A 24,301-nucleotide genomic window follows, 5' to 3' on the forward strand; every position below is an offset into this window, starting at 1 on the left:
TGCATGCCAATGTTTCGAACGTCAGCGACATGCCGATCTGAGGTACTAGCGGGGAAGGCGAGCCAGCATCGGCCGCAGCTCATCGGCCACTCTGGTTTGGTAATAAGCCTGTCCTGCGCCGTTCAGATGAATCTCGTCCAATCCGACGAACTGATCCTGATTGCCATCACCCTTCGGGTGGACAGAGCTGCCCGTGCCGGTGATCCAGTCAGCTGTGAACGGATCGATCACTCCCACAACGTTGGGATGTGTGGCAGCTACAGAGGCGAAGTTGGCATTGAGTTCCCAGTACCGCGCAAACGTCCGGTCGTCGACGCCAAGGTAGGACAACGGTTCCAGACTGAGCAGCACGACCGGGAGATCTGGTCGGACCTCGGCCACTCGGTCGAGGAACTTGTCCATCGCCTCCCGATGTGCGCTCGCGCTGAACCATCGATCGTTGAGCGAACCGTTCACGAGCAACGCATCAATGGGTGCGGCCGCGATTGTGGCGATGCGCCGGTCTGATCCATAGGGCGTGGAGATATGGCCCGGATATCCCTTGCCACCACTCAACGCGGTGCCAGATCCGTCGTTGACGTAGCCAGTGCCGCCCTCAGCCATGTTCCACACTCGGAAGCCGGTCACAGTGCTGAGCGCCGATCCGGCGTTCTGAAACTTCGGCTTTTCGTGGTTCAGAATCTCGTACATCGAATCGCTCACCACTCCCAGCGTGAACTGCTGGGTAGCCGTGACTGTCACGTTGTCGCGTGAATCATGGTCGACACCGCTGAACACCAGCGGACCAGCGAAGCGCACCGTGACGGGGGCGCTCGAAGTCCGGGAAACGATGAGCCAGTTCCAGGCACCGGTGCCGCCAGGATCGCTCCCGAGGAACGGTTCTGTTGCCACCGGTTGGCCGTCGATCCACAGCATGGCGTCTGACTCTTTGTACGTCAGATAGCGGATTGCAAACTTGTCACCGGTGACCTTGAAGCTGACGTCGGCAGCTTTGTAGAACGAGTTGTTCACGTGATACTCGCCGCCGACCGACGGTCGATACACGTTGTCGTCGTGGGCTGCCGAGTGCAGCGTGCCATAGGGCACAGGATCCAGTGAGTGCGCGAAGGCACCCGGGGTGTCCCAACGTACGAAGGTGTTGCGCGCGAACCAGTCCGGCTGCTTGTCGCTGAATGTCACGGTCGCCACCGACGGCGACACAACCCCCGCGGACTCAGGTTTCATCAGATCGCCGAACGTCGGAGCTGATGCCGGCACCGAGGGTTCCGGTTCGGTAGGCAACGGCGTGGTCGGCTCAGGCGTGGTTGGTTCGGGCGTCGTAGGAACCGGTGTCGTCGGTTCGGGTGTTGTCGGCTCAGGTGTCGTGGGCTCGGGAGTCGTCGGCTCAGGAGTCGTCGGTTCGGGCGTCGTCGGAACTGGAGTCGTTGGCTCGGGAGTTGTCGGCTCAGGCGTGGTCGGAACCGGAGTCGTTGGCTCCGGAGTCGTCGGAATCGGCTCAGCAGGTGGCGGCTCGGAGATTCGTACGGGTGCGCTTCGAGCTGAGGTCGAGCTGTAGGCCGTTCGGTGCGCGACCACAGTGACGCCGAGATCCGCGCCCACGTCTGCCGATTTCGTCGAGTACGTGGCGTAGGTCGCTCCTGAGATCGGTTGCTGGTTTCGAGTCCACTGATAGGTGAGTTGATCCGGTGCGGGACTCCAGCCTTTCGACGATGCCGTCATGACATGGCCGATGACAGTGTCACCGCTGATCGTCGCGGTCCCCGAGACGAATGTTCCGGCACTGACAGGCGTGGCTGCGATGCTCTCCCGCACTGTCAGCTTGCTGTTGCGTGAAGCCTTCGCCTCCACCGTGACATGCGCGCAATGATCGGCCGCGGTGAGCACGTACGACTTTGCCGTCGCGCCGGTGATCTTGGTGCCGTCACGCCTCCACTGGTAGGAGAATTTCGACGGCGTTGGCGTCCACTGTCCCGTCGCGAGCCCGATCCGGTTGCCCACCCGGGCCGCCCCCGACACAGTCGGGTTCACGGACTTGAACGCTCTACTCGCCGACGGCTTGCTGATGACCTTCACGACACGGATGAGGGAGGTTGCGGGGTTGAGCCCAACCAGGCGAGCCCGATAGGTGCGAGTGCCCGTCGACTTCACCGTGACCGAGGCAAAGTACTCGCCTGATGCGTTCGTGGTCGCCTGCGTGACGGTTTTCCAGGTGTTTGCCGTGTCCTGCTCTTGCTGAATCCACACCGTCCTTCCACTGAAGCCCGGGGCGATCTGGCCCGTCATCGTCACACTGCTGCCGACCTGCGGAGTGGAGGGCGTGGCGCGATAGGAGATCCCACTCTGCGCCACTGACCCTGCAGGGGCGCAGGCGGCCGCGTTCGGGCCAGTTTCAGCGTGCGCGACAGGAGCCGACACCACAGACAGGCCCGACAGAACCAGCAGGCACGCAGAAACAGAGACCGCAGGTCGGGACATGGTCACTTCCGGGGGCGAAGGGAGTTACTCGATAGTAGGTCTCCGAGCCCGTCACCGAGGTGAGACGGTCAAACTGCCCCGAACGTCTGGTTCAGCTCATTCCGGCGTCGAACGCCAGGACGGCTCCCGTGATCATCCGCGCGGAGGGCGACGCGAGGTAGACGATCGCGGAGCCGAGCTCGGTCGGGGTGATGGGCGGACCAGGAAGCATCCCGAAGATCCGTTCCATCAGGCGAGGCTCCAGGTCTGACGGGAACGTTGCCGCCACGGCGTCCACCAACGGAGTGGCGACGGTGCCCGGGCAAATTGCGTTGACGCGGATGTTTTTGGGCGTCAGCTCGAGGGCCAGCGATCGGGTCATCATGGTCAGTCCGCCCTTCGCCGCCGCATAAGCAACCGAATAGGGCTGAGGCGCATTGCCGGCAACAGACGAGACGTTGACGATATTGCCGTTGCACTCCTCGAGGTACGGCAACGCCGCCTGCGACATCATGAACGGGCCCTTGAGGTCGATCGCGTGCACCCGATCCCACAGGTCTTCTTCGATCTCCGCGAACCTGCCGAACTGAACGATGCCGGCAACGTTGGCGAGTACGTCAATGTGCCCGTGCTGAGCGCATACGGCGATGGCGGCGTCGACGGAGGCACGATCGGCAACGTTGCACTCGACGTACGTCACGCCGTCCGGAACGGTCGAAGAGATATCGAGGCCGAAGACGATCGCGCCTTCGTCGCGGAAGAGCTCTGCTGTTGCATAGCCAATGCCGGAAGCTGCACCGGTGATGACAACGACGCGTGGGCTGGACTCGGTCATCCAATGACTCCTGGGGCTAGGTGGTGGGTGAGATCGCCGGAACGGCCGATGGAGAACCTGCGCTCGACAAAGCGCCAGGTGCCCGTCGAATCCTGGTCGAACGTGTCGACGTACGAGCCCGTGATGATGGGCTGGAGCGGGAGTCCAGTGACGGCCTGGAACACGAGGTACGTCGAGCGGGCGCGGATGGCGCCGTCGAGCTCCTCGAGCGCCGTGTTGGCAACGACGTGCTGTGTGCCCGGGGTGCCATCTGCGTGCACCGTGACGATCCCGGCGTAGAGACCTGCGATCTCCTCCGCGCCAGTAGCGATGGGCGTACCGTCCTCGGTCATCAACACCGCATCGGCCATCAGCGTGCCGATGCCGGCGAAGTCACCCGCATCGATCAAACGACAGTAGGTCCCCAGGAGGCCGCGAATGTGATCGCCGTCTGACAGTGGCATGGAAGCAGACTGTCAGGACACGTCGACGAGGGTGTGCAAAATCAGCCAGGCAATCGGAGCCACGGCAATCAACGAGTCGAGACGATCCATCAGACCACCGTGACCCGGGAGCAGGTCGCCCATGTCCTTGATGCCGAGATCCCGCTTGATCAAGGACTCCGACAGGTCGCCGAGCGTTGCGAAGACGACGCCCGCGACGCCAAGGATCGCACCGACCCACCAGCGACCATCGAGCCCGTAGACAACGGTGCCGATGCCTGCGGCCACGCCGACAATGAGCGAACCGGCGAAGCCTTCCCATGACTTCTTGGGGCTGATCGTCGGCGCCATCGGATGCTTGCCGAACAGCACGCCTGCGATGTAGCCGCCGGTGTCGGAGGCGATCGTGGCGACGATGAACGCGACGATGCGCCACGGTCCGTCTTCCTCGATCAGCATCAGTAGGACGAACACGCCCATGAGGTAGAGGTACGACAGCGAGAAAATGCCAGCGCTGACATCGCGTACGAATCCGTCCGCGCCTTCAGCGAGACGCCATACGAGTGTGCCGATCACCGTGAGAGCCATGGCAACTGCTGCCGTCTCCATGCCGCCATAGAAGGCACCGACGAGCATGATCGTGCCGCCGGTGACAATCGGCAGGAACGGGATGTTGATGTCGGCCTTCGCGAACGCCCGCGCCAACTCCCACAGGCCGATGCCCAGCGCAATCACAACGACCGCGACGAACACGTCCTTCACCAGAAACAGCGACAGGACGATCATGGCGCAGAGGCTGACGCCTACGCCGATCGCGGCCGGAAGATTGCGGCCCGCGCGACTGTGTTTCGCGACTGCGGCCGTCTCCGACGGCTCAGATGTCAAGGAGTTCTGCCTCTTTGTTCTTGAGCAGATCGTCGATCGTGTCGACATGCTTCTTGGTCAGGCCGTCGAGGCGCTTCTCGGCACCAGCGTTGTCGTCCTTGCTGATCTCGGAGTCCTTTTCGGCCTTGTCGAGAGTCTGCTTGGCGTTGCGGCGCGCTCCACGTACGGCGACCCGGCCTTCTTCGGCCTTGGTCTTGGCAAGCTTGATGTATTCCTTGCGACGGTCCTCAGTCAGCTCCGGCAGGGTGACGCGCAAGACCTTGCCATCATCGCTGGGGTTGACGCCGAGATCCGATTCGCGGATGGCCTTCTCGATCGCAGCCTTGGCGCCTATGTCGTACGGCTGGATGACGACCGTGCGCGGCTCCGGTACCTGGAACCCGGCGAGCTGGTTGAGTGGCGTCTGCTGGCCGTAGTACTCGGCCGTGATCTGGGCGAACATCGCCGGGTGGGCGCGTCCGGTTCGGATCGCAGCGAACTCCTCGCGGGTGTGCTCGACAGCCTTCTCCATCTTGCTGTCGGCGTCACGCAGGGTTTGGTCAATCACGATGTCTCCATCCAGTTCTGGTCGGTCCGGACGCCTAGGCGGCGTGGACCAGCGTTCCGATCTTCTCACCACGAAGGACGCGGGCGATGTTGCCCTCGCCATCCATTCCGAAGACGATCATGGGGAGCTTGTTCTCCATGCACAGCGCGAACGCGGCGGCATCGACGACTTTGAGGCCCATCCGCAGCGCGTCATCAAAGCTGATCTCGTCGTACTTCTTGGCGTCAGGGTTCGTACGCGGGTCGGCCGAGTAGACACCGTCAACACCGCTCTTGGACATCAGCACCGCGTCTGCTCCGATCTCCAGTGCACGCTGTGCGGAGACAGTGTCAGTGGAGAAGTACGGCATACCGGCGCCGGCGCCGAAGATGACGACGCGACCCTTCTCGAGGTGACGAATCGCCTTGCGCGGGATGTACGGTTCGGCGACCTGTCCCATCGTGATGGCTGATTGAACCCGCGTCTCGATGCCGAGCTTCTCGCAGAAGTCCTGCAATGCCAGACAGTTCATCACAGTTCCGAGCATGCCGATGTAGTCGGCGCGCGCCCGGTCCATACCTCGCTGGCTGAGCTCAGCTCCACGGAAGAAGTTGCCGCCACCGACGACGATGGCTACTTCGACGCCCTCGGCAATTGCCTCGGCGACCTGGTGGGCGATGCCGTTGACGACGTCAGGATCGATACCGATCTTGCCGCCGCCAAAGGCCTCGCCTGACAGCTTCAGGAGCACACGATTGAATCGCTTGTCGGAGACTGAATCTTTGACGAGCTGGGCGTTGTCCATTTCAGTCTCCTGCCAACAAAGGGCGTCCGTGAGCGGTTGTTCGTGTGGTTCAGGCGCCGATCTCGATGTGAGCGAAGCGCTTGATGGTCACGCCTGCCTCATCCAAGAGTGCCTTGACGGTCTTCTTGTTGTCCTGGACTGACGCCTGCTCGAGCAGAACATTGTCCTTGAAGAAGCCATTGAGGCGGCCTTCGGTGATCTTGGCAATCGCCTGCTCGGGCTTGCCCTCTTCACGCGAGGTCGCCTCGGCGATCTCACGCTCCTTGGCAACAACCTCGGCAGGAACGTCTTCGCGAGTGAGGTAGCGAGGACGCATCGCAGCGATCTGCATCGCAACGCCGCGAGCGACGTCGTGGCTGTCGCCGTCGAACTCGACGAGCACGCCAACAGCGGGCGGCAGGTCGCTGGCGCGACGGTGCATGTACGAAACGACGCTGCCATCCGAGAAGCTCGCGACGCGACCGAGCTCGATCTTCTCGCCAATGACGATGGCGAGGTCAGCGACCGCTTCGGCAACGGTCTTGCCGCTGTCGAGAGTGGCACTGGCGAAGGCAGCAGCGTCGGCAGGCTTCGTCTTGTCCGCGAGAACCGCGAGGTCCTCGGCGAGCGTGATGAACTGCTCGTTCTTGGCGACAAAGTCGGTCTCAGAGTTGAGCTCGACGATGGCGCTGCCGAAGTTGGCAACGAGTCCGGAAGTCGCCTCGCGCTCAGCGCGCTTGGCAGCCTTCGCGGCGCCCGAGATCCGGAGGACCTCGATCGCCTTCTCGAAGTCTCCGTCAGTCTCGGTGAGCGCCTTCTTGGCGTCCATCATTCCTGCGCCAGTGGCGTCGCGGAGCTTCTTGACCTCTTGGGCAGTGATTGCCATGTACGTGTTCTCGCTTTTCAGGGTGGTGTGGTCGCCTACTTGGCGGCGGCCTTCTTGGCGGGCGCCTTCTTGGCCGGAGCCTTCTCAGCTGCAACCTTCTTGGCCGGAGCCTTCTTGGCGGCGGGCTTCTCAGCGTCGTCAGCCTTGGCAGCAGCCTTCTTGGCCGGAGCCTTCTTGGCGGCGGGTGCCTCAGCGTCGTCAGCCTTGGCAGCAGCCTTCTTGGCCGGAGCCTTCTTGGCGGCGGGTGCCTCAGCGTCATCGGCCTTGGCAGCGTCAGCGTCAGCGGCGGGCGCCTCAGCAGCAGCTTCAGCAGCCTTCGACTCGAGGAGCTCACGCTCCCAGTCAGCCAGGGGCTCCTCGGCGCCGAGCTCGGTGCCGGGTGCTTCTTCGCCGGTCTTGCTGCCACCGCGGGCGATGAGGCCCTCGGCAACGGCGTCGGCGATGACGCGGGTCAGGAGACCAACGGAGCGGATGGCGTCGTCGTTGCCCGGGATCGGGAAGTCGACGTCATCGGGGTCGCAGTTGGTGTCGAGGATCGCGATGATCGGGATACCGAGCTTCTTGGCCTCGTCAACCGCGAGGTGCTCCTTCTTGGTGTCGACGATCCAGACAGCGGCCGGAGTGCGGCCCATGTCGCGGATGCCGCCGAGAGTGCGCGAAAGCTTCGCGTACTCGCGGCTCATGTGAAGGAGTTCCTTCTTGGTGCGGTTGGAGCCTGCGACGTCGTCGAAGTCGATCTCCTCGAGCTCCTTCATACGCTGAAGGCGCTGGTGCATCGTCTGGAAGTTGGTGAGCATGCCGCCGAGCCAACGCTGGTTGACGTAGGGCATACCGACGCGCTTGGCCTGCTCCTCGATCGGCTCCTGCGCCTGGCGCTTGGTGCCGACGAACAGGATCGTGCCGCCACGGGCGACGGTGGTCTTGACGAACTCGTAGCCGGCGTCGATGTACGCGAGCGACTGCTGGAGGTCGATGATGTAGATGCCGTTGCGCTCGGTGAAGATGAATCGCTTCATCTTGGGGTTCCAACGACGGGTCTGGTGCCCGAAGTGAACGCCGCTCTCGAGCAGCTGGCGCATAGTGACTACTGCCATGGTGATTCTCCTTGTGACACGTGTGTGCCACTTCCTGGTTAACTCACCGCCGGTTGGCGGTGACCTGGCGCCTGCGTTTGTGGCCCACTCCCGAGGGAGACCAGGACCGCATCCGTATTCGACTTTCGCGTCATACGGAGACAGGCGCGCGAATTTCACTTCTTTCGAAGTGATTGCGCTCAGTCTAGGGCACGGGTACGTCCCCTGCGAAATCCACAACGGCCGCTCCCCCAGGCTGAATTCCCCAGCTTGAGTCACCGGACAGATATCCCGGAACTGACCGGTCTTGGCTGGCGGGATGAATCGTCGATCGTTCCTCGTGCTCGTTCTGGTGGTGGCATCGCTCGTACCCAATGGTCCGGCCACCGCTGGCGGGTCCGAACCGTGGATCTGGCCATTGCCTTGGCATGACATACGACAGCGATTCGACAAACCCGAGAGCGCGTACGGTCCCGGCCACCGCGGCGTCGATCTGGCCGCATCGGTCGGCGACCCAGTGCGAGCCGTCGCGGCAGGTCGAGTCGCCTTTACAGGGCCAGTAGCCGGGATTCCGGTCGTCACGATTGAGCACGGCCGGGAACGTTCTACCTACCAGCCCGTCTCGTCACCTCTGAAAGTCGGCGACTCCGTCGCGGCGGGGCAGGAGATCGGGACGTTGCTCGGCTCACCGAGTCATTGCGCCGGGTCGTGCCTCCATCTCGGCAGGGTTGTTGGGAAGGATGACTATCTCGATCCCCTCGAACTGCTCTCCAGCGGTCGATACCGACTCATCAGCCCCCACGGCAAGCCACCGGCACCGCCGGCCTCGGGCAACGGCTCCCTTGATCGTCCCGTTGGCGGTCCGGTCACGTCTGCTTTCGGTATGCGAGTCCACCCGGTGACCGGGGTGCGAAAGCTGCACGACGGCATCGACTTCGGCGTTTCGTGCGGCACGCCGGTTCACGCAGCAGCGGCCGGAACCGTAGTCCGACGTTCACGCAGCGCCGCGTACGGCAAGCGGATCGTCATCAGGCACCGACCGGGCCTTGAGACGTCCTACAACCACCTGAGCAGGCAGTCAGTCTCAACCGGCGAGCGAGTGGGACGCGGCACGGTCATCGGGCGCTCAGGCAACACGGGCTTGTCGACCGGATGCCACTTGCACTTCATGGTCGTCAAGAACGGCCACGCAGTGAACCCCTCGAAGTTCCTTTAGGCCCTGGGATGCGCGAGCTTGAAGGCCGCTTTGAGGCGGTCGTTGCTGACGTGGGTGTAAATCTGGGTCGTACCCAGCGAGGCGTGTCCGAGGATCTCTTGAACGCTGCGCAAATCAGCGCCTCCTTCAAGGAGATGTGTCGCGGCCGTGTGCCGCAGGCCGTGGGGGCCGAGGTCTGGGCCACCCTCGACTGCGCCTAGTCGCTCGTGCACGATCCGGCGAACAGCTCGGGGATCGATGCGGCTCCCCCGCATTCCGACGAACACGGCTGGATCACCGGATGTCATCGCGGGACGGCCGCTGCTGAGCCAGAGCTCTAGGGCATCTGCGGCCGGAGCACCGTAGGGCACGGAACGCTCCTTGCGGCCCTTGCCGAACACTCGAACAACACGGCGGCCACGATCCAAATCGTCGACGTCGAGTCCCACGAGCTCACCCACACGAATGCCCGTGGCGTAGAGCAGCTCGAGGATTGCCAGATCGCGTTGCCCACGCGGTCCTTCATCGGCCAGCTCGGCCAGTGACGCATCGAGCACGGCCCGCATCTCGGTCTGTGTCAGCGCACCCGGAAGTTCGCGCCGCGCCTTCGGGCTGGCCAACAGCGCACCCGGATCGGCTGTGGCACGTCCGGTACGGACCAACCAGGCGGTGAACACGCGTGCCGACGCAGCGCGGCGAGCCATCGTCGTGCGCGCTTTGCCGAGTGACTGCAAATTGGCGAGCCAGCTTCGGAGCGTACGAATCGTCATGCCGGAGGGCTCGGTGATGCCTAGGCGCTCAGCGTGCACTGCCAGGGCGTGCAGGTCAGTGACATACGCGCGCACCGAGTGCACGGACAGATCTCGCTCGGACACCAGATGGCGCTCGTATTCAGCGAGGACGCGCGCCCACGCCTCGCCGAGCTCATCCTGTGTCGACTCGGTCATCCACTCCAGTGTGCGCCGAGGCGCAGTTCAGCCGACGTCGGCGCGCCGCTACACCTTTACGAGCGCGCCTTCTGGACTGAAGATGACTGAATGACTGGCGATCCCACAACAACAAACCCCGACCTCTACAAGATCGTGTTCGAGAACGAGCGTGTACGCGTCCTGGAGTACCTGGACGGGCCGGGCGACAGTACGACACCTCACAGCCACCCAGACAGCGTCATGATCACGCTGAGCGGTTTCGATCGTCGCCTCAGCGTCGGAGATCAGCAACGCGAAGTGTCGCTTTCATCAGGGATCGCAACCTGGTTGCCTGCTCAGACTCATTCAGGCGAGAACATTGGCAAGACCGCAACGCACACGATCTTTGTAGAACTCAAGGAACCAATCCAGACCCGCTCCCCGGAATCAGCCCTCGGTCCGCAGCTGTAGCCCCTGAGCGTCTCGAACGGTGCCGAGTCGCCCCTGGACGACATCGGCTGGCTGCGGACGTGCCAACAAGAAGCCCTGCACCGAGTCGACCGACAGGGCGCGCAAGGCCTCAAGCTGGTCATCTGTCTCGACCCCCTCAGCCACCACACTCAGACCGCAACTGTGAGCCGCATTGACCATGAGCATCAGCAGGTCCCGTGCTCCAGCCACTGTGGACGTGACGAACTGTCGGTCGATCTTGAGCGTGTCGACCGGAAGCTGCTGGAGCTGGGCGATGGATGTGTAGCCGGTACCGAAGTCGTCAATGCTGATCGAGATACCCATCTCTCTGAGCGCGACGAGGTGCGCGGTGGCGGCTGGCACGTCGATGAGCACGCTCTCGGTGATTTCTAACACGAGGCGGTGGGCCGCCAATCCGGAGCTGGCAAGTGCGCCCGTGACGTCGCTGATGATCCCGACATCCGCGAGATGTCGGCCCGAGATGTTGACTGCGACAGTGAGGTCCGCGTACCGCTCGGGCTCGTCCTCTGACCACTGGGCAAGCTGACGAGTCGCCTCCCGTAGACCCCAACGGTCGATGTCACAGATCAGGTCAGACTTCTCCGCAACCGGGATGAAGGTGTCGGGCTGCTGCAAGCCGAGGCCTGGCCTCGGCCAGCGAATCAGTGCTTCGTACCCCTCCACGTCACCGGTTTCGACAGCGACGACCGGCTGGTAGTACAGGACGAACTCTCCGTTTGCGAGAGCTGCGCCAAGCGCGGTTTCGATCGCGTTCTGCTCACTCAGCTCGCGACGAAGCGCGTCACCGAACACATGTGATCGACCACGCCCGGCCTCCCTCGCTCGGTGACTCGCGACGTCGGCCTCGTGGAGCAACTGAGCAGCCTTTGTTCCAGCATCCATGCTGTAGGCGATCCCGACACTTGCCCCGACGGTGATGTTGATCCCGCCGACATCGAACGGAACAGCCAGAGCCTCGACGATTCGGTCGGCCAGATCGATTGCCTCCGACTCAGAGCTCAGCAGCTCAAGAAGGACGGCGAACTCGTCGCCGCCCAGACGACCGACCGTGTCACCGTCGCGAGCGCATTGGCGCATTCGTCGCGCCGTCTCCCTCAGCACTTCATCACCCGCGCGGTGCCCGAACTTGTCGTTGACGGCTTTGAATCGGTCAAGGTCGATGAACAGCAACGCCGAGAGCGTCCCGGCGCGCTGTCCGCGGTGCAGAGCAGCCTCGACCTGGGCGAGCACCGAGGCACGATTGGCGAGTCCGGTCAGCGAGTCGTGCGCGACCTCGTGGGACAGCACGCCCTGGAGTTGGTCGCGCTGCGACGCCGTGGCGACGACCTCCCTGATTGCCAGACTCATCCGCGCGACGACGAGCAGGAAGAGAGCTGTCGAACAAACCACGACGGCCCAAGCGTCGCCTGGGTCGCCGACGGCCAACTGGGCTGCCAGTGTCAGGGGTGCTACCAGAACGGCAGCCGTCAGAGCGATGACGCGTCGGGGGCTGAGTGGCTGCGGCTCCTGCGTGGTCGAGTCACCCAATTGAGTCATCGAGGGATGCAGGGCCGCCGCACCCCACAACACGTAGGACGCGAGCCACAAGAGGTCCAGTGCCTCGTTGTAGCCTCCGCTCAGTTCGGTCGCGGCGAACACGCTGTCAGCGAGGATCTGGAGCAGTACTGCCCCAGTGAGGAAGCGAAACGCAGCGGTCCGCGCTCCCGCCGTGGTGATGAGCAGCGCCAGAAGTGCCAAAAGCAAGATGTCGCCTGCCGGGTAGGCAACGGCAACCAACCGGTCAATCCACGGCGCGTCAGTCCCATTGATGAGCGACTCGGCCACCAACACCCACGACAGAAGGCCGAAGCTGACCGTGACGATGACACTGTCGATCAGCCCAGCCGGGTCGGGCCCTCTGCGACGGAGACGGATGAGCACTGCCAAACCGGCGCCCAGTAGCGGGTATGCGGCGATGTAGAGCCCGTCAGCGGGGGTCGGGAACAGGTCAGCGCGGCCCGCCGCCTCGTACCAGCTGTACAGCACGTCTGCCGAGACCCACGAGAGTTGACCCCCGGCCATGAGTAGCCACGGCAGGCGCCGGCTGGGGCGGCGCAGTCGAACTCCGACCATGATGGCTGCGACACACGAGGCCCCGACAGCCACGTAGAACGCGTCTTGCGGGACGCCTGCCGGCATGGCGGGATAGGCGATCAGCGCCAACGCGCCCCCACCCAAGTAGAGCTGCCACCACTGCCTGGTCACGCGCCTCCTCGGGCTTGTCCGTCGACCAATCATGGCCCCTGACAGGTTCATCCCGCGGCCAATTGGTCAGCCGACGTCGGCGCGCCGCGCGAGGATCCAGCCCGACCCGAAGCGCACGACCAAACCTCGACGTTCGAGCAGATCGAGCGAGGTCTGCACTTCACGAGCCGTGAGCCGCACCCCAGACGCAATCTCCGTCAGCGAGCGTCCGATTCTCCAGTCGACCCCGTCGAGGGTCTTGCGTGCTGCGGGTGGAAGTCGATCGAACTCTGTACTGGGAATGGCTTCCGGCGTGGACGTCTCTGCTCCAAGACCTCGCAACTCTTCGACGACGTTCTTTCCATTCGTCACGAGCACAGCCTTGCCGGTGCGAATGGATTCGTGCGTGCCTGACGACTGCTTCGAAGTGACCGGTCCGGGCAGCGCCATCGTTGTGCGGCCAAGTTGGTCAGCCCAGTTGAGCGTGTTGAGCGAGCCGCTGCGCACCGCCGCTTCGATGACGACCGTGCCCTGACTCAGCGCGGCAATGATCCGGTTGCGCGACAAGAACCGCCCCTTGAGCGGATGGGCGCCTGGCATTTGCTCACTCACCACCAGACCGGTGTCGGCGATTGCAGCGATCAATGCGCCGTGTCCTGCCGGGTAGTCAACGTCGGCTCCGCAGGCGAGAACCGCAACTGTCGGCTTGTTCATGAGCAGGGCGCCTCGGTGGGCACATCCATCGACTCCGAAAGCCGCTCCGCTGACAATCGTGAAGCCTGCGTCCGTGCAGTCCGCTGCGAGCTCAGAGGCTGACTCGGCACCATATGTCGTGCAGTCCCGAGCCCCGACGATGGCCACACTCTCCTCTGTCAGCTGAGCAAGATTCCCATTGCCGCGGATCCACAGGCCGATCGGAGCGCCCGCCGTGCCATGCAGCGGCTCGATGTGATCGAGGTCAGATAGCGAGGTGGGCCAGCCTGGGTCGTCCGGGCACAGCCATCGCAGACCACTCGCCTTGGCCCGCGCCTTGACCTCGTCCAGCGCAGTGCGCATGCCCAACGCTCTGTCGGACCACCCAGCCGGAACACGCACGCTCGAGTCGCCCCGCGCACCCGCCACGATGCGCCCGGGTTCGTGGTGTGCGAGCAGGTCGCGAAGACGAGGATCACCGGGTTCGGCGATCAGACTCAACGCCAATCGATCCTGCTTCTCCGTCACGGTCTTGAGACCTGAACGAGATCGCGCATGGCGCTGCCGAGCGGTGTTCCGCGTCGGAGGGACAATGCCGTGTCGACGTCATCTCCGGTCGGAACATCGTGACCGTGCAGGTCCGCGACGCTCCACGAAAGGCGCAATATGCGGTCGGCCGAGCGCGCATTGAGCTTGTTGGTGCGTAGCTGCTGATCGACCATCACGCGCCCTTCCTCACTGACCGGCCATTGCTTGCGCAGCTCAACGCCGGGAACGGCACTGTTGAGCGTCCACGGCGTGCCGCTCAGCCGGCGTTGCTGTCGCTCGCGGGCCTCGACAACCGTGCCGGCGAGTTCGGCTGTCGAACGGGCGCCTGACATTGCAGTCACGAGTTCCGGGCGCGCGAGTGCAGACAACGAGCGATGGATGTCGATTCGATCGCGAATCGGTCCGGACAGTCGATCGGCATAACGGCGACGACTCAACGGCGAACACCGGCATTGGTCGCTCACCGAGCTGGCCAATCCGCAGGGACACGGATTGGCAGCCAAGATGAGCTGGAAGCGGGCGGGATAGGCGGCGGTGAGGGCTGCCCTCGAGACCACGACATGCCCGCTCTCAAGCGGTTGCCGCAACGCCTCGAGGACATTGGAGGCGAACTCCGGCGCCTCATCGAGGAACAACACGCCGTTATGGGCGAGCGACAGCGCGCCTGGCCGGATGACCTTGCTGCCGCCGCCGACAATCGACACTGCGCTGGCGGTGTGGTGTGGATCAAGAAACGGTGGACGCGTGAGAAGTGGTGCATCGCTCGGCAGCACCCCCGCAACCGAATGAACGGCGCTGACCGCGAGCGACTGATCGTGAGTCAGATCAGGCAGCAGTCCTGGCAACCGCTGAGCAAGCATCGTCTTGCCGATGCCTGGCGGACCTGTCATGAGCATGTGATGACCGCCCGCCGCAGCAATCACCAACGCCATGCGAGCGTCCTCCTGACCGGCGATGTCCGCGAGGTCGAGATGAGCCAGACGCTCGGCAGACGTCCACGACATTCCCGGTATCTCGTCGAGTGGCGGCACCGGTGGGTCGTCCGGTTCTTCGGTGCCCGTCAGCAATGCCACCGCCTGGCGCAGCGAGCGAACGCCCACGACGGTGATCCCTCGCACAAGTTCTGCCTCGGGCACGTTGACCTCGGGCACATAGACCCGTTCAAAGCCGGCTTCCGCGGCAGCCAGCGTCGCAGGAAGGACACCGCGTATCGCCCGCAACCGCCCATCAAGGGCCAGTTCTCCGAGGAATGCCGCGCCAGCGAGTCGTTCGGCGGGCACCAGCGACTTCGCCGCGAACACCGCGAGAGCGATCGCGAGGTCGTAGTGCGATCCAGACTTGGGCAGCGTCGAGGGCGCAAGGTTGATCGTCACGAGTTGATCGGGCCAGGTCGTACCGGAGTTGGCTACGGCTGATCGGCATCGGTCACGAGCTTCACTGACCATCGTGTCGGCCAGTCCGACGAGAACTGTCCTCGGCAAGCCACCTCCGATGTGGACTTCGATCTCGATCGGCCGACCCGAGAGCCCATCGAGAGTGACTGAGTGCGTGGGAGCGCTCATCAGGCCACGCCAGCAATGCGTTCGACGACGGGTCCGCCCCGCGGACGGAGCGACACCGACACCACATCGATGCGCACACTCGGCGGCTCGATGTCATGCACCTCGAGCCAGTGCATTGCCAGTCGGCGCAACCGCATGGCCTTGTGACCTGTCACGGCTTCGAACGGGCCACCGTAGTCGGAGCTGCCGCGGGTCTTGACCTCGCAGATCACCAGAGTCGAGCCGTCTCGCGCGACGATGTCGATCTCACCGAACTTGCAGGTCCAGTTGCGGGCCAGGATGACCATGCCGAGCGATATGAGGTGCTCGGCAGCGACATTCTCTCCGAAGGTCCCGATGGCCTTGTTGCGCGCGTACGTCATCTCCCGAGCCTTGTCGGAACACGTCAGTACGAGTGCCGTCCAGAACTGCTCTGTGGACGACCGATCAGCGAGGCAGCGCTGTGGAAATCAGTCAGCCGACGGAAGCTGGGTTTCGGACTCCTGCAGCTCCTCGACGTTGACGTCTTTGAACGTCAGCACCTTGACGGTCTTGGCGAAGCGAGCGGGACGGTAGATGTCCCACACCCACGCGTCGCTCATCGTGACTTCGAAGTACGCATCGCCAGTCTCCGAGCGCACCTTCACATCGACGGCGTTGCACAGATAGAAGCGCCGATCGGTTTCGACGACATACTTGAAGATAGAGACGACATCGCGATATTCGCGGTAGAGCGCCAGCTCCATCTCAGACTCATAGCGTTCGAGGTCTTCACTGCTCACGGACTGCTCCCTCCATCGCTGCTCGTACGTTGACGTATCGCCTACGGTGCTCTGGGCACGGGCCGTGCTCGTCGAGCTTCTCCTGGTGGAGCGACGTGCAGTAACCCTTGTGCGTGGCGAAATCGTATGCCGGATATTCCTCGTGCAGCTGCACCATGATCCGATCGCGTGTCACTTTGGCGACGATGGATGCAGCGGCGATCGATGCCGCCACCCGGTCGCCCTTCCAGACCGCGAGCCCCGGAACACCTAGCCCATCGACAGGGAAGCCGTCAGTCAGCACGTAGCCGGGCCGAACGGCAAGGCGAGCCAGTGCGCGGCGCAGGGCTGAGATGTTGGCGACGTGCATGCCCATCTGATCGCAGTCGGGCGCCGAAACAATGACGACTGATACGTCGGTGGCACGCTTCATGATCAGGTCGAAGCACTTTTCGCGACGCGCCTCAGTCAGCAGCTTCGAGTCTGCGATGCCCGGGATCGGCCGATCCAACACGACGGCAGCGGCGACCAGAGGGCCCGCACAGGCGCCGCGACCGGCTTCGTCGACTCCAGCCACGGGAGTCAGTCCCTGACGGGCTAGCGCGCGCTCAAAGCCGTACAAGCCGGCATCGCGCCGGATCGTCGCACCTTTGGCGAACTGCGTCATTTGCCGTTGACGGCTTCGAAGGACGAGGGCTTGTGAATGATGCCGGCACGCTTCCACGGCCATACGCGCAGCCAGGCCTTGCCGACGACCGCCTTCTCAGCGATGAAGCCGCCACCGGGATCGCCCAGGTGGGACCGGGAGTCGGCCGAGTTGCCGCGATTGTCGCCCATGACCCACAAGTGGCCCTGGGGAACCTTGACGTCGAACTTCTCGGTGCTGGCGGGTCCGGACTGGTCAAGAAGGTACGGCTCGTTGAGCGTCGTACCGTTGACCGTCAGCTTGCCTGCCGCGGTGCAGCAGACGACCTCGTCGCCGCCGACGCCGATCACGCGCTTGATGAGGTGACCGCCGGTCGGGAACAGGCCTACCGTTTCGAGTGCCCGCTGAAGTGGGTTGGAAGCATGACGAGACTCATCCTCGCCCAGCCATCCACCCGGATCGTCAAACACGACAATGTCGCCGCGCTTGGCCTCTCCGGCCCAGTAGGAAACCTTCTGAACCAGGAGCTTGTCGTCGACAAGCATCGTGGGCTCCATCGATTCCGATGGAATGTAGAAGGCCTGCAGGAAGAACGTCTTGACGATCACCGCCATCACCATCGCGGTGATGACCAGAAGGATCGACTCCTGCCAGACGGGGAGCTGTCGTCGCTTCTCAGTCACGCGGTGAGCCTAGCCGTAGCGCACAACGCACGAACGAGGGCGCTCAGTCCTCGCGCTTTTCCTTGATCTTGGCAGCCTTGCCGCGCAGGTTGCGGAGGTAGTAGAGCTTGGCGCGACGAACGTCACCGCGGCTGGCGATCTCGATCTTCTCGATCACCGGGGTGTGCAGCGGGAACGTACGCTCAACACCGACACCGAAGCTGATCTTGCGGACCGTGAAGGTACGGCCGATGCCGGAACCCTGGACCTTGAGGCAGACGCCCTTGAACACCTGGATGCGCGAGCGGCTTCCCTCGATCACGCGAACGTGAACTTCAAGGGTGTCGCCGGCGCGAAAGTTGGGGAGGTCGGTGCGGAGTGACTCGCCCGAGACCTGGTCGATGATGTTCGTCATTGCTGTCTCCTCGCTGGTGCCACAGGTCACTCACGGATTGCTAAGAAAAATGAAGGATCGTACGGCGGTCGGCGATGGTGCCCCTGCGGCAGAACCATCCTGCGCCAAGGGTCAATCTTGCCATAGCGGACGGGTGCGGAGGAAATCCGCCTGGACCGAAGGCCGTCCGCGGCCGAAGCGTCTGGGCGGGTTGAACGTCCCGCGGCCAAGCCGCCACTGTGAAACCTGGTGGGATACCTCCCAAACCCAAGGCAACGCAGAACGCGCCCGCCAAGGTTCTGGCGGGCGCGTCCTGATGGAACTGATCAGTTGAGGGCGTAACCCTCTTCACCGTGGAGCACCGAGTCGATGCCCGCGGCTTCTTCGTCCGCCTTGACGCGGAATCCGATCGTCTTGTCGATGATCGTGCCCAGGATGTAGGCAACGATGAACGAGTAGAGACCGATGGCGAACGCCGGGATGGCCTGGAGCACGAGCTGCTCGAGGTTGCCACCACCAGTGAACAGGCCGGTACCGATCGCGAAGAACCCGAGGAACAGCGTTCCGATGAGGCCGCCGACAAGGTGGATGCCGACAACATCGAGGGAGTCATCGAATCCGAGCTTGTACTTGAACTCGATCGCGATCGCGCACACGCCACCAGCAAGGAGGCCGAGCACGATGGCCCAGTGCGGCGAAAGGTTGGCACACGCCGGCGTGATCGCGACGAGTCCCGCGACAATTCCGGATGCGGCACCCACAGCGGTGGCCTTGCCGTTCTTGAAGTGCTCAACCAAGATCCAGCCGAGCAGCGCAGCCGCAGGAGCGACGAGCGTGTTGACGTAGATCAGGCCAGCGGAACCGTTGGTGCCGGGCGTGCCGGTGGCCAGTGCAGCGCCGCCGTTGAAGCCGAACCAGCCGAACCACAGGATCGCTGCGCCGATGAGCACGAGCGGAACGTTGTGGGGCTTGTTGAGCTCACGGCTGAAGTTGACGCGCTTGCCGAGAACGAGTGCGAGTGCGAGTGCAGCGGCACCAGCGTTGATGTGGACCGCAGTACCACCGGCGTAGTCGATCGTGAACTTGTCAGCGATGTCGAGGTGAGTGCTGAGCTGTCCAACCCAACCGGTGAAGGTCGGTACGCCCTTGTCGTCAACCGTGAACGCGAAGACCCAAGCAGCAACCGGGAAGTAGACGAGCGTCGCGAAAAGACCCGCGAACACCATCCACGGGAAGAAGCGAGCGCGGTCGGCGATGGCACCGGAAACCAGCGCGACCGTGATGATCGCGAACGTGGCACCGAAGATGACACCAGCGAGGGTCAGCTCGCCGCCGCCGCCGAAGGCAGCCTTCGCAGTGTCAGCGAGTCCGAAGTCGGAGAATGCGTCGCCGACGATCTCGGGGATCCAGTCCCCCTTGCTGCCGTCAACGAAGGACATGTTGAAGCCGTAGAGCACCCAGAGCACGGCCACGAGGCCCATAGCTCCGAAGCTCAGCATCATCATGGAGACGACGCTCTTGGCCTTAACCAAACCTCCATAGAAGAACGCCAGTCCCGGCGTCATGAAGAGAACCAGGGCTGCGCTCAGCAGCAACCAGGCAGATGACAGATCCATGCGAAATACCTCTCGTGAAGGGTCCATCCGAATGGTGCAGCTTCATTGCTGCCCGGAAGGAATGACGAGAGTCTGTCGACGGGAAGTTTTGAGTCGGCTACCCGCAGGTTTCGGGAGTGTTACATCTCACCTGTGAGATCCGGGCGACGATCCTGGGTGCGCTCAACTGCCTTCTCGCGTCGCCAGGCGGCGATTGCCGCGTGGTTCCCCGATAGGAGAACGTCGGGTACGTCGAGCTCTCGCCACGATGCGGGCTTCGTATAGACCGGGTATTCAAGCAGGCCGTCATCGCCGTGAGACTCCTCGACCAGCGACTCTGGGTTGCTCATGAAACCGGGAATCAGGCGTACGACGGCTTCGATCATCGCGAGCGCTGCGACCTCTCCCCCGTTCAAAACGAAGTCACCGAGCGAGATCTCCTCGACCCGCCAGCGGGTTGCGGCGTGGTCCATGACGCGTTGATCAATGCCTTCGTAGCGTCCGCACGCGAAGACGAGGTGCCGTTCGCCGCTGAGTCGCTCAGCCGTGCGCTGGGTGAACACCTCACCTGACGGAGTCGGCACGATGATGACGGCCTCGTCCGTGGTGACCGTGTCGAGAGCTTCGCCCCACGGCTCTGGCTTCATCACCATGCCCGCGCCGCCCCCGTACGGGGTGTCGTCGACACTGCGGTGCTTGTCGCGGGTGAACTCGCGCAAGTCGTGTGCAGCGATCTCGAGCAGCCCTGCAGCCTGCGCCTTGCCTGCCAACGACAGCTGAAGCGCGTCGAGGTAGGCGGGGAAGATCGAGATGACGTCGATACGCATCTCAATCGTCTCGCTCGGCCTTGTCAGGATCGAGGAGACCCTCGATCTCGTTGATCGTGACGAATCCACCACTCACGCTGACTTCAGGGATCAGGGCAGTCACGAACGGTACGAAGACCTCGCGGCCGTCGATCTTGATCGTCAACGTGTCCTGGTACGGGCCATGGACGATTCCCGTCACGGTGCCGACAACGGCATCGCCGCTGCGCGCCTCGAGTCCGACCAACTGGTGGTCGTAGAACTCGTCGGGATCATCCGGGGTCTCGACGGGGTCGATCTCAGCTTCGAGGACCTTGCCGTGCAGGCCCTCGGCCGCCGTACGGTCGGCGATCTCCTTGAACGAGACGACCAGACGTCCACTGTGGTGACGTGCCGTCGCGACAGTCAGCTTGCGATCGCCACAAATGACTGACGAGCCCGCGGCGAAACGCCGTTCGGGCTCGTCAGTTCGAATATCTACGTTGAGCTCACCGCGAATGCCGTGGGCTCGACCAATGCGGCCGATGACGACCTGCATGGGTCAGTTCCGGCGGTCGACGTCCACAAAATCGATGCGCGCGCCGCCCCTGCCGGCGATCGCGCCAGCGACCTTGCGGATGGCGGTTGCGGTACGACCTTGACGTCCGATGACCTTGCCGAGGTCGCTGGGATTGACCCGGACCTCGAACAGCTCACCGTTGCGTGTCTGCTTGGCTCGCACGTTGACGTCGTCAGGATTGTCGACGATGCCGGCGACCAGGTGCTCGATGACCTCGACGATGGGCGCGGCCACGATCAGGCCTTTGCCTCGTCAGCAGGTGCTTCCTCGGCGGCGGGCTCTTCAGCCTTTGCCTCGTCGGCGGGAGCCTCGTCAGCCTTTGCCTCTTCAGCAGGCGCAGCTTCAGCAGGTGCTTCCTCAGCGGCGGGCTCTTCAGCCTTCGCCTCTTCAGCAGCAGGTGCCTCATCGGCAGGCGACTCGACCGGGGCGTCAGCCTTCGCCTCATCAGAAGGCGCAGTGTCGGCCTTCTTCTTGGCCGTGGTGGCTTCCTTGGCCTCGTCCTCAGCGGCAGCAGCAGCCTTCTTGGCAGCAGCAGCCTTGCGAGTTACGGCGTCAGCCTTGTTGTCGCTGTGGAGCTCCTTGAGCGCTTCCTGGAAGATCTCTTCCTTGTCGCGCTTCGGCTCAGCAAACTTCATGGTGTTCTTGCCACCGATGTCGCCGGTGATCTTGAGCAGTGCGGCGACGGCTTCGGTCGGCTGAGCGCCAACTCCGAGCCAGTACTTGGCACGGTCGCCATCGATCTTGATGATCGACGGGTCGGCCTTGGGGTTGTACGTACCGATCTCTTCGATCACGCGACCGTCGCGCTTGGTGCGCGAGTCGGCGATGACGATGCGGTAGAACGGCGTGCGGATCTTGCCCATGCGCTTCAGGCGAATCTTGACTGCCACGAGTGTGGTGTCTCCTCAGAATCTTGTATGTGGTGACTTGCCGGTGCCGCGTGGGGACACGGCCGACGAAATCTGTGTGCCGGAGCATGTGGGAGAGAGGGCCCTCACGCGTACCGGACGCAAGGAGTCATTCTGCCAGACCGCTGGCCCTTGCTCCAATTCGTGGCTCCAATTCGGAGATGCAACCGGCGCTCAGAGGAGCCGCTTGCCCTTCTTGATCCGGCGACGGACGTCCCAGATGTAGACGTTGAACGGGTATTCGCGCACGAAACGAGGCGAGAAGCGAGAGAGCCGACCACATACGCGGAAGAACCTGTCGAAGCGCTTCTGCTGCTTGTCAGTCCAGTTGGCATGCATCTGGTCGCGCAGAACCTGCGGCAGGAAGCCGATCGTGAAGAATCGGCTGGAAGGCACGAACGGCCAACGCGCCCAAGCCGGGAGCTGCTTGAGGTTGGTGAGCGACCAGAGGTATTCGCGGGTGACGTCATCGATCTCGCATTTGGCAAGGCCCTGCTCCCAGTACTCGTCGAAGGCAGCGCGATCGGCGGGCCACTGGTCCTGAGTCACTTGCAGCGAGGTGCCGAGCTTGGCCGCCTCGTCATAGATGTAGTCGGCGATGTCCTCATCGATCTCACCGTGCATGGCCTCGTAGCCGAGTTTGAAGCCCATGTAGAGGCACGCAGCGACCCAAAGCTGAAGATCCCTGTCGAACGCGTTGAACTTCACCTCGGCGCCAGGCTGCGACTTGACGTATTTGTGGACCTCGTTGACCGCCTCGCGAAAGGCGTTGATCTCTTCGTCTGTGCCGAGCGTCGCCACGGCGAGATAGCTGAGCGTCGTACGCAGCCGCTTCATCGGATGCTTGAACACGTTGCCGCTGTCGACCTTGCCGTAGACCACGCCATAGCCGACTGGCTTGAGGGCCAACTGCATGATCACGTTGGCCGTCGCGCCCTGCATCATCATGGGGTCGAACGTGTAGCGCAGCCGATGGTCGTCGGGCAGGACTGTCGCGGTTGCCATCATGCTCCAAAATCTGAGAACGTCTGTTAGCACTTATGGAACACTCCGCACACGCACGTGTCAAGATGTACGTATGAGCACGTCCGCGTCAGTCCGCCCATACGGCGGCGTCAACGCCGATCAGCGCGCCTCCGAGCGCCGCGAACGGCTACTCGACGCTGGTCTCGACCTGCTCGGTTCAGCCGACGACTCGGTGACGCTGACCGTACGCGGCGTGTGCGCCCAGGCCGGCGTCGTTGCGCGCTACTTCTACGAGTCCTTCGCCGACAGCGACGCGCTTGCGGTCGAGGTCTATGAACGGGTCATCACGAATCTCGTCGACGAGACCCTGGCAGCTCTCGCGACATCCCCCGAAGAAGAGCAGGAGCGGATCCGCACGGGTCTCAGCGCGATCGTTGCGCACCTCGCTGCTGATCCTCGTCGCGGGCGACTGATCTTCACCACCGCCCTGTCTCATCCCGCGCTCGCTGCGAAGCGGCTCGAGATGGTCCGCATGTTCGCGGGACTGCTTGCAGCCCAAGCGCAATCGTTCTACAAGACCGATCCGACAGCCCGCCTTGATGCGGTTGCCCGGTTCCTCGTGGGCGGATTCGGCGAGACGCTCACCGCGTGGCAGCACGGTGACCTCGACGTGACGCAGGAAGAACTGGTCGACCTCTGTGTCGCGCTGTTCGCCTCGTCAGCCGCCTCTGTGCGCGACTAGAACTCACCGTGGCGGCCGGCGCCTTCGCTGAACGCCTTGGCGCCCTCGGCAGCATCTGGGTTGGACATCAGCATTTGGATGCCGGCTGATCCCTCGGACCGCAGCGCAGCGTCGAGCGGCAGGTCCCATTGGCGGTATGCCGACGCGCGGTCGGCCTTCATACAGGCGGCCGGGAACGCAGCAATCTGCTCGGCGAGATCGTGAGCAGCGGTCAACGACTCCCCTACCGGTACGACGCGGTTGGCGAGACCCATCTGCAGCGCTTCGTGCGCTCCGACGGGTCGCCCGGTGAGGATCATGTCGAGAGCGCGGCCCTGTCCAACGATGCGCGGAAGGCGTACGGTGCCGCCGTCGATCAGCGGAACGCCCCAGCGACGACAGAACACACCGAACACGGCGTCCTCCTCGACCACCCGAAGATCCGCCCAGAGAGCCAACTCGAGGCCACCGGCGACCGCGTGACCGGCGACAGCAGCAATGACGGGCTTGGTGAGCTCCATACGAGAAGGACCCATCGGTCCATCTCCCCCGCCGGTTGAATCCAGCTCATTGCGTCGGGACGTATCGAATGCCTGCAGGTCGGCGCCAGCGCAGAATGTGCCTTCGGCGCCCGTCAGGACGGCGACAGCGAGGTCGTCATTGCCCTCGAACTCCTCGAACGCATCTCGGAGCTGTCGCGCCGTTGGTCCGTCTACGGCGTTGCGCACCTCCGGACGGTCGATCGTGATGGTGCAGATGGCGTCATCGATGTCGAGACGTACGGTCCGTTTCACCTCAGTGCTCATGCACCCATTCT

Annotated in this window: 26 protein-coding genes and 1 pseudogene; 3 read left to right on the plus strand and 24 right to left on the minus strand. The window is 63.5% G+C overall.

What is annotated here, in order from left to right:
* Positions 1–45: 45 nt before the first annotated feature.
* From J2X11_RS11475 to rpsB, 8 genes are all read right to left on the minus strand, one after another.
* A complete protein-coding gene (locus tag J2X11_RS11475) occupies positions 46–2,349 on the minus strand; it encodes an SGNH/GDSL hydrolase family protein (protein WP_309970972.1) in 2,304 nt (767 codons plus the stop codon).
* 217 nt (positions 2,350–2,566) lie between these two features.
* Positions 2,567–3,289: an SDR family NAD(P)-dependent oxidoreductase gene (locus J2X11_RS11480; RefSeq protein WP_309970975.1), complete on the minus strand. Its 723-nt coding sequence runs from the start codon at positions 3,287–3,289 to the stop codon at positions 2,567–2,569.
* Positions 3,286–3,732 carry a nuclear transport factor 2 family protein gene (locus J2X11_RS11485; RefSeq protein WP_309970979.1) on the minus strand — a complete coding sequence of 149 codons (447 nt, stop codon included), beginning with the start codon at positions 3,730–3,732 and terminating at the stop codon, positions 3,286–3,288. The genes J2X11_RS11480 and J2X11_RS11485 overlap by 4 nt, the downstream gene beginning before the upstream one ends.
* 12 nt (positions 3,733–3,744) lie before the next feature.
* On the minus strand, positions 3,745–4,596 hold the full coding sequence (locus tag J2X11_RS11490; RefSeq protein ID WP_309970983.1) for a phosphatidate cytidylyltransferase: 852 nt from the start codon (positions 4,594–4,596) through the stop codon (positions 3,745–3,747).
* Positions 4,586–5,140, minus strand: a complete 555-nt coding sequence (frr, locus tag J2X11_RS11495) for a ribosome recycling factor (RefSeq protein WP_309972361.1) — start codon at positions 5,138–5,140, stop codon at positions 4,586–4,588. The genes J2X11_RS11490 and frr overlap by 11 nt, the downstream gene beginning before the upstream one ends.
* Positions 5,141–5,177: 37 nt before the next feature.
* The gene (gene pyrH / locus J2X11_RS11500) at positions 5,178–5,927 is read right to left on the minus strand and encodes a UMP kinase (RefSeq protein ID WP_309970985.1); all 750 of its coding nucleotides are present in this window, start codon (positions 5,925–5,927) and stop codon (positions 5,178–5,180) included.
* A 49-nt stretch (positions 5,928–5,976) separates the two neighbouring features.
* Positions 5,977–6,792, minus strand: coding sequence for a translation elongation factor Ts (gene tsf, locus J2X11_RS11505; RefSeq protein ID WP_309970988.1), 816 nt, complete (start codon positions 6,790–6,792; stop codon positions 5,977–5,979).
* Positions 6,793–6,827: 35 nt separating this feature from the next.
* A complete protein-coding gene (rpsB, locus tag J2X11_RS11510; protein ID WP_309970990.1) occupies positions 6,828–7,886 on the minus strand; it encodes a 30S ribosomal protein S2 in 1,059 nt (352 codons plus the stop codon).
* A gap of 298 nt (positions 7,887–8,184) precedes the next feature.
* Here rpsB and J2X11_RS11515 point away from each other — a divergent pair, with 298 nt between their 5' ends.
* A complete protein-coding gene (locus tag J2X11_RS11515) occupies positions 8,185–9,081 on the plus strand; it encodes a peptidoglycan DD-metalloendopeptidase family protein (RefSeq protein ID WP_309970993.1) in 897 nt (298 codons plus the stop codon).
* Here J2X11_RS11515 and J2X11_RS11520 read toward each other — a convergent pair.
* Entirely contained in the window at positions 9,078–10,007 is a 930-nt protein-coding gene (locus J2X11_RS11520; RefSeq protein WP_309970995.1) for a tyrosine recombinase XerC, read from the minus strand. The genes J2X11_RS11515 and J2X11_RS11520 overlap by 4 nt on opposite strands.
* Positions 10,008–10,097: 90 nt before the next feature.
* Between J2X11_RS11520 and J2X11_RS11525 the strand changes: the two genes are divergently transcribed.
* Positions 10,098–10,439: a hypothetical protein gene (locus J2X11_RS11525; RefSeq protein WP_309970998.1), complete on the plus strand. Its 342-nt coding sequence runs from the start codon at positions 10,098–10,100 to the stop codon at positions 10,437–10,439.
* On the opposite strand, the gene J2X11_RS11530 is transcribed toward J2X11_RS11525, so the two are convergent.
* The 14 genes and pseudogenes from J2X11_RS11530 to J2X11_RS11595 all read right to left on the minus strand — a co-directional run bounded on the left by J2X11_RS11530 (position 10,416) and on the right by J2X11_RS11595 (position 22,805).
* Complete coding sequence (locus J2X11_RS11530; RefSeq protein ID WP_309971001.1) at positions 10,416–12,704, minus strand: putative bifunctional diguanylate cyclase/phosphodiesterase; 2,289 nt, start codon at positions 12,702–12,704, stop codon at positions 10,416–10,418. The genes J2X11_RS11525 and J2X11_RS11530 overlap by 24 nt on opposite strands.
* A 66-nt stretch (positions 12,705–12,770) precedes the next feature.
* Positions 12,771–13,904: a DNA-processing protein DprA gene (gene dprA / locus J2X11_RS11535; RefSeq protein ID WP_309971003.1), complete on the minus strand. Its 1,134-nt coding sequence runs from the start codon at positions 13,902–13,904 to the stop codon at positions 12,771–12,773.
* Positions 13,901–15,487, minus strand: coding sequence for a YifB family Mg chelatase-like AAA ATPase (locus J2X11_RS11540; RefSeq protein ID WP_309971005.1), 1,587 nt, complete (start codon positions 15,485–15,487; stop codon positions 13,901–13,903). Before J2X11_RS11540 ends, dprA begins: the two co-directional genes overlap by 4 nt.
* Complete coding sequence (locus J2X11_RS11545; RefSeq protein ID WP_309971008.1) at positions 15,487–15,849, minus strand: YraN family protein; 363 nt, start codon at positions 15,847–15,849, stop codon at positions 15,487–15,489. The genes J2X11_RS11540 and J2X11_RS11545 overlap by 1 nt, the downstream gene beginning before the upstream one ends.
* 87 nt (positions 15,850–15,936) lie before the next feature.
* Positions 15,937–16,248 carry a DUF2469 domain-containing protein gene (locus J2X11_RS11550; protein WP_309971011.1) on the minus strand — a complete coding sequence of 104 codons (312 nt, stop codon included), beginning with the start codon at positions 16,246–16,248 and terminating at the stop codon, positions 15,937–15,939.
* Entirely contained in the window at positions 16,238–16,894 is a 657-nt protein-coding gene (locus tag J2X11_RS11555; RefSeq protein WP_309971014.1) for a ribonuclease HII, read from the minus strand. The genes J2X11_RS11550 and J2X11_RS11555 overlap by 11 nt, the downstream gene beginning before the upstream one ends.
* Positions 16,891–17,556 carry a signal peptidase I gene (lepB, locus tag J2X11_RS11560; RefSeq protein WP_309971017.1) on the minus strand — a complete coding sequence of 222 codons (666 nt, stop codon included), beginning with the start codon at positions 17,554–17,556 and terminating at the stop codon, positions 16,891–16,893. Before lepB ends, J2X11_RS11555 begins: the two co-directional genes overlap by 4 nt.
* Positions 17,557–17,599: 43 nt before the next feature.
* Entirely contained in the window at positions 17,600–17,950 is a 351-nt protein-coding gene (gene rplS / locus J2X11_RS11565; RefSeq protein WP_309971020.1) for a 50S ribosomal protein L19, read from the minus strand.
* A 305-nt stretch (positions 17,951–18,255) separates the two neighbouring features.
* The gene (locus tag J2X11_RS11570; RefSeq protein WP_309971023.1) at positions 18,256–19,545 is read right to left on the minus strand and encodes an ammonium transporter; all 1,290 of its coding nucleotides are present in this window, start codon (positions 19,543–19,545) and stop codon (positions 18,256–18,258) included.
* A gap of 119 nt (positions 19,546–19,664) precedes the next feature.
* Positions 19,665–20,351, minus strand: a complete 687-nt coding sequence (gene trmD, locus J2X11_RS11575) for a tRNA (guanosine(37)-N1)-methyltransferase TrmD (protein WP_309971026.1) — start codon at positions 20,349–20,351, stop codon at positions 19,665–19,667.
* A gap of 1 nt (position 20,352) precedes the next feature.
* The gene (gene rimM, locus J2X11_RS11580; protein WP_309971029.1) at positions 20,353–20,868 is read right to left on the minus strand and encodes a ribosome maturation factor RimM; all 516 of its coding nucleotides are present in this window, start codon (positions 20,866–20,868) and stop codon (positions 20,353–20,355) included.
* Positions 20,869–20,871: 3 nt separating this feature from the next.
* Positions 20,872–21,123, minus strand: a complete 252-nt coding sequence (locus tag J2X11_RS11585) for an RNA-binding protein (protein ID WP_309971031.1) — start codon at positions 21,121–21,123, stop codon at positions 20,872–20,874.
* Between the two features lie 218 nt (positions 21,124–21,341).
* Positions 21,342–21,779: pseudogene (gene rpsP, locus J2X11_RS11590) on the minus strand (30S ribosomal protein S16); the annotation flags it as partial.
* Between the two features lie 192 nt (positions 21,780–21,971).
* Positions 21,972–22,805 (minus strand): oxygenase MpaB family protein, encoded by an 834-nt coding sequence (locus J2X11_RS11595; RefSeq protein WP_309971033.1) that lies wholly within the window; start codon positions 22,803–22,805, stop codon positions 21,972–21,974.
* Between the two features lie 70 nt (positions 22,806–22,875).
* Between J2X11_RS11595 and J2X11_RS11600 the strand changes: the two genes are divergently transcribed.
* Positions 22,876–23,505 (plus strand): TetR/AcrR family transcriptional regulator, encoded by a 630-nt coding sequence (locus J2X11_RS11600; protein ID WP_309971035.1) that lies wholly within the window; start codon positions 22,876–22,878, stop codon positions 23,503–23,505.
* Here J2X11_RS11600 and J2X11_RS11605 read toward each other — a convergent pair.
* A complete protein-coding gene (locus J2X11_RS11605) occupies positions 23,502–24,290 on the minus strand; it encodes a crotonase/enoyl-CoA hydratase family protein (RefSeq protein WP_309971038.1) in 789 nt (262 codons plus the stop codon). The two genes, J2X11_RS11600 and J2X11_RS11605, sit on opposite strands and share 4 nt — an antisense overlap.
* Positions 24,291–24,301 lie beyond the last annotated feature (11 nt).

It is taken from the genome of Aeromicrobium panaciterrae (assembly GCF_031457275.1).
GTDB lineage: Bacteria > Actinomycetota > Actinomycetes > Propionibacteriales > Nocardioidaceae > Aeromicrobium > Aeromicrobium panaciterrae_A.

Excerpts from the sequence above, each read along its gene's own strand:
- J2X11_RS11480 (WP_309970975.1), bottom strand. The coding sequence starts at position 3,289 with ATGACCGAGTCCAGCCCACGCGTCGTTGTCATCACCGGTGCAGCTTCC.
- J2X11_RS11485 (WP_309970979.1), bottom strand. The coding sequence starts at position 3,732 with ATGCCACTGTCAGACGGCGATCACATTCGCGGCCTCCTGGGGACCTAC.
- pyrH (WP_309970985.1), bottom strand. The coding sequence starts at position 5,927 with ATGGACAACGCCCAGCTCGTCAAAGATTCAGTCTCCGACAAGCGATTC.
- tsf (WP_309970988.1), bottom strand. The coding sequence starts at position 6,792 with ATGGCAATCACTGCCCAAGAGGTCAAGAAGCTCCGCGACGCCACTGGC.
- rpsB (WP_309970990.1), bottom strand. The coding sequence starts at position 7,886 with ATGGCAGTAGTCACTATGCGCCAGCTGCTCGAGAGCGGCGTTCACTTC.
- J2X11_RS11515 (WP_309970993.1), top strand. The coding sequence starts at position 8,185 with ATGAATCGTCGATCGTTCCTCGTGCTCGTTCTGGTGGTGGCATCGCTC.
- J2X11_RS11520 (WP_309970995.1), bottom strand. The coding sequence starts at position 10,007 with ATGACCGAGTCGACACAGGATGAGCTCGGCGAGGCGTGGGCGCGCGTC.
- J2X11_RS11525 (WP_309970998.1), top strand. The coding sequence starts at position 10,098 with ATGACTGGCGATCCCACAACAACAAACCCCGACCTCTACAAGATCGTG.
- J2X11_RS11540 (WP_309971005.1), bottom strand. The coding sequence starts at position 15,487 with ATGAGCGCTCCCACGCACTCAGTCACTCTCGATGGGCTCTCGGGTCGG.
- J2X11_RS11545 (WP_309971008.1), bottom strand. The coding sequence starts at position 15,849 with ATGACGTACGCGCGCAACAAGGCCATCGGGACCTTCGGAGAGAATGTC.
- J2X11_RS11555 (WP_309971014.1), bottom strand. The coding sequence starts at position 16,894 with ATGACGCAGTTCGCCAAAGGTGCGACGATCCGGCGCGATGCCGGCTTG.
- rplS (WP_309971020.1), bottom strand. The coding sequence starts at position 17,950 with ATGACGAACATCATCGACCAGGTCTCGGGCGAGTCACTCCGCACCGAC.
- J2X11_RS11570 (WP_309971023.1), bottom strand. The coding sequence starts at position 19,545 with ATGGATCTGTCATCTGCCTGGTTGCTGCTGAGCGCAGCCCTGGTTCTC.
- trmD (WP_309971026.1), bottom strand. The coding sequence starts at position 20,351 with ATGCGTATCGACGTCATCTCGATCTTCCCCGCCTACCTCGACGCGCTT.
- rimM (WP_309971029.1), bottom strand. The coding sequence starts at position 20,868 with ATGCAGGTCGTCATCGGCCGCATTGGTCGAGCCCACGGCATTCGCGGT.
- J2X11_RS11595 (WP_309971033.1), bottom strand. The coding sequence starts at position 22,805 with ATGATGGCAACCGCGACAGTCCTGCCCGACGACCATCGGCTGCGCTAC.
- J2X11_RS11600 (WP_309971035.1), top strand. The coding sequence starts at position 22,876 with ATGAGCACGTCCGCGTCAGTCCGCCCATACGGCGGCGTCAACGCCGAT.
- J2X11_RS11605 (WP_309971038.1), bottom strand. The coding sequence starts at position 24,290 with ATGAGCACTGAGGTGAAACGGACCGTACGTCTCGACATCGATGACGCC.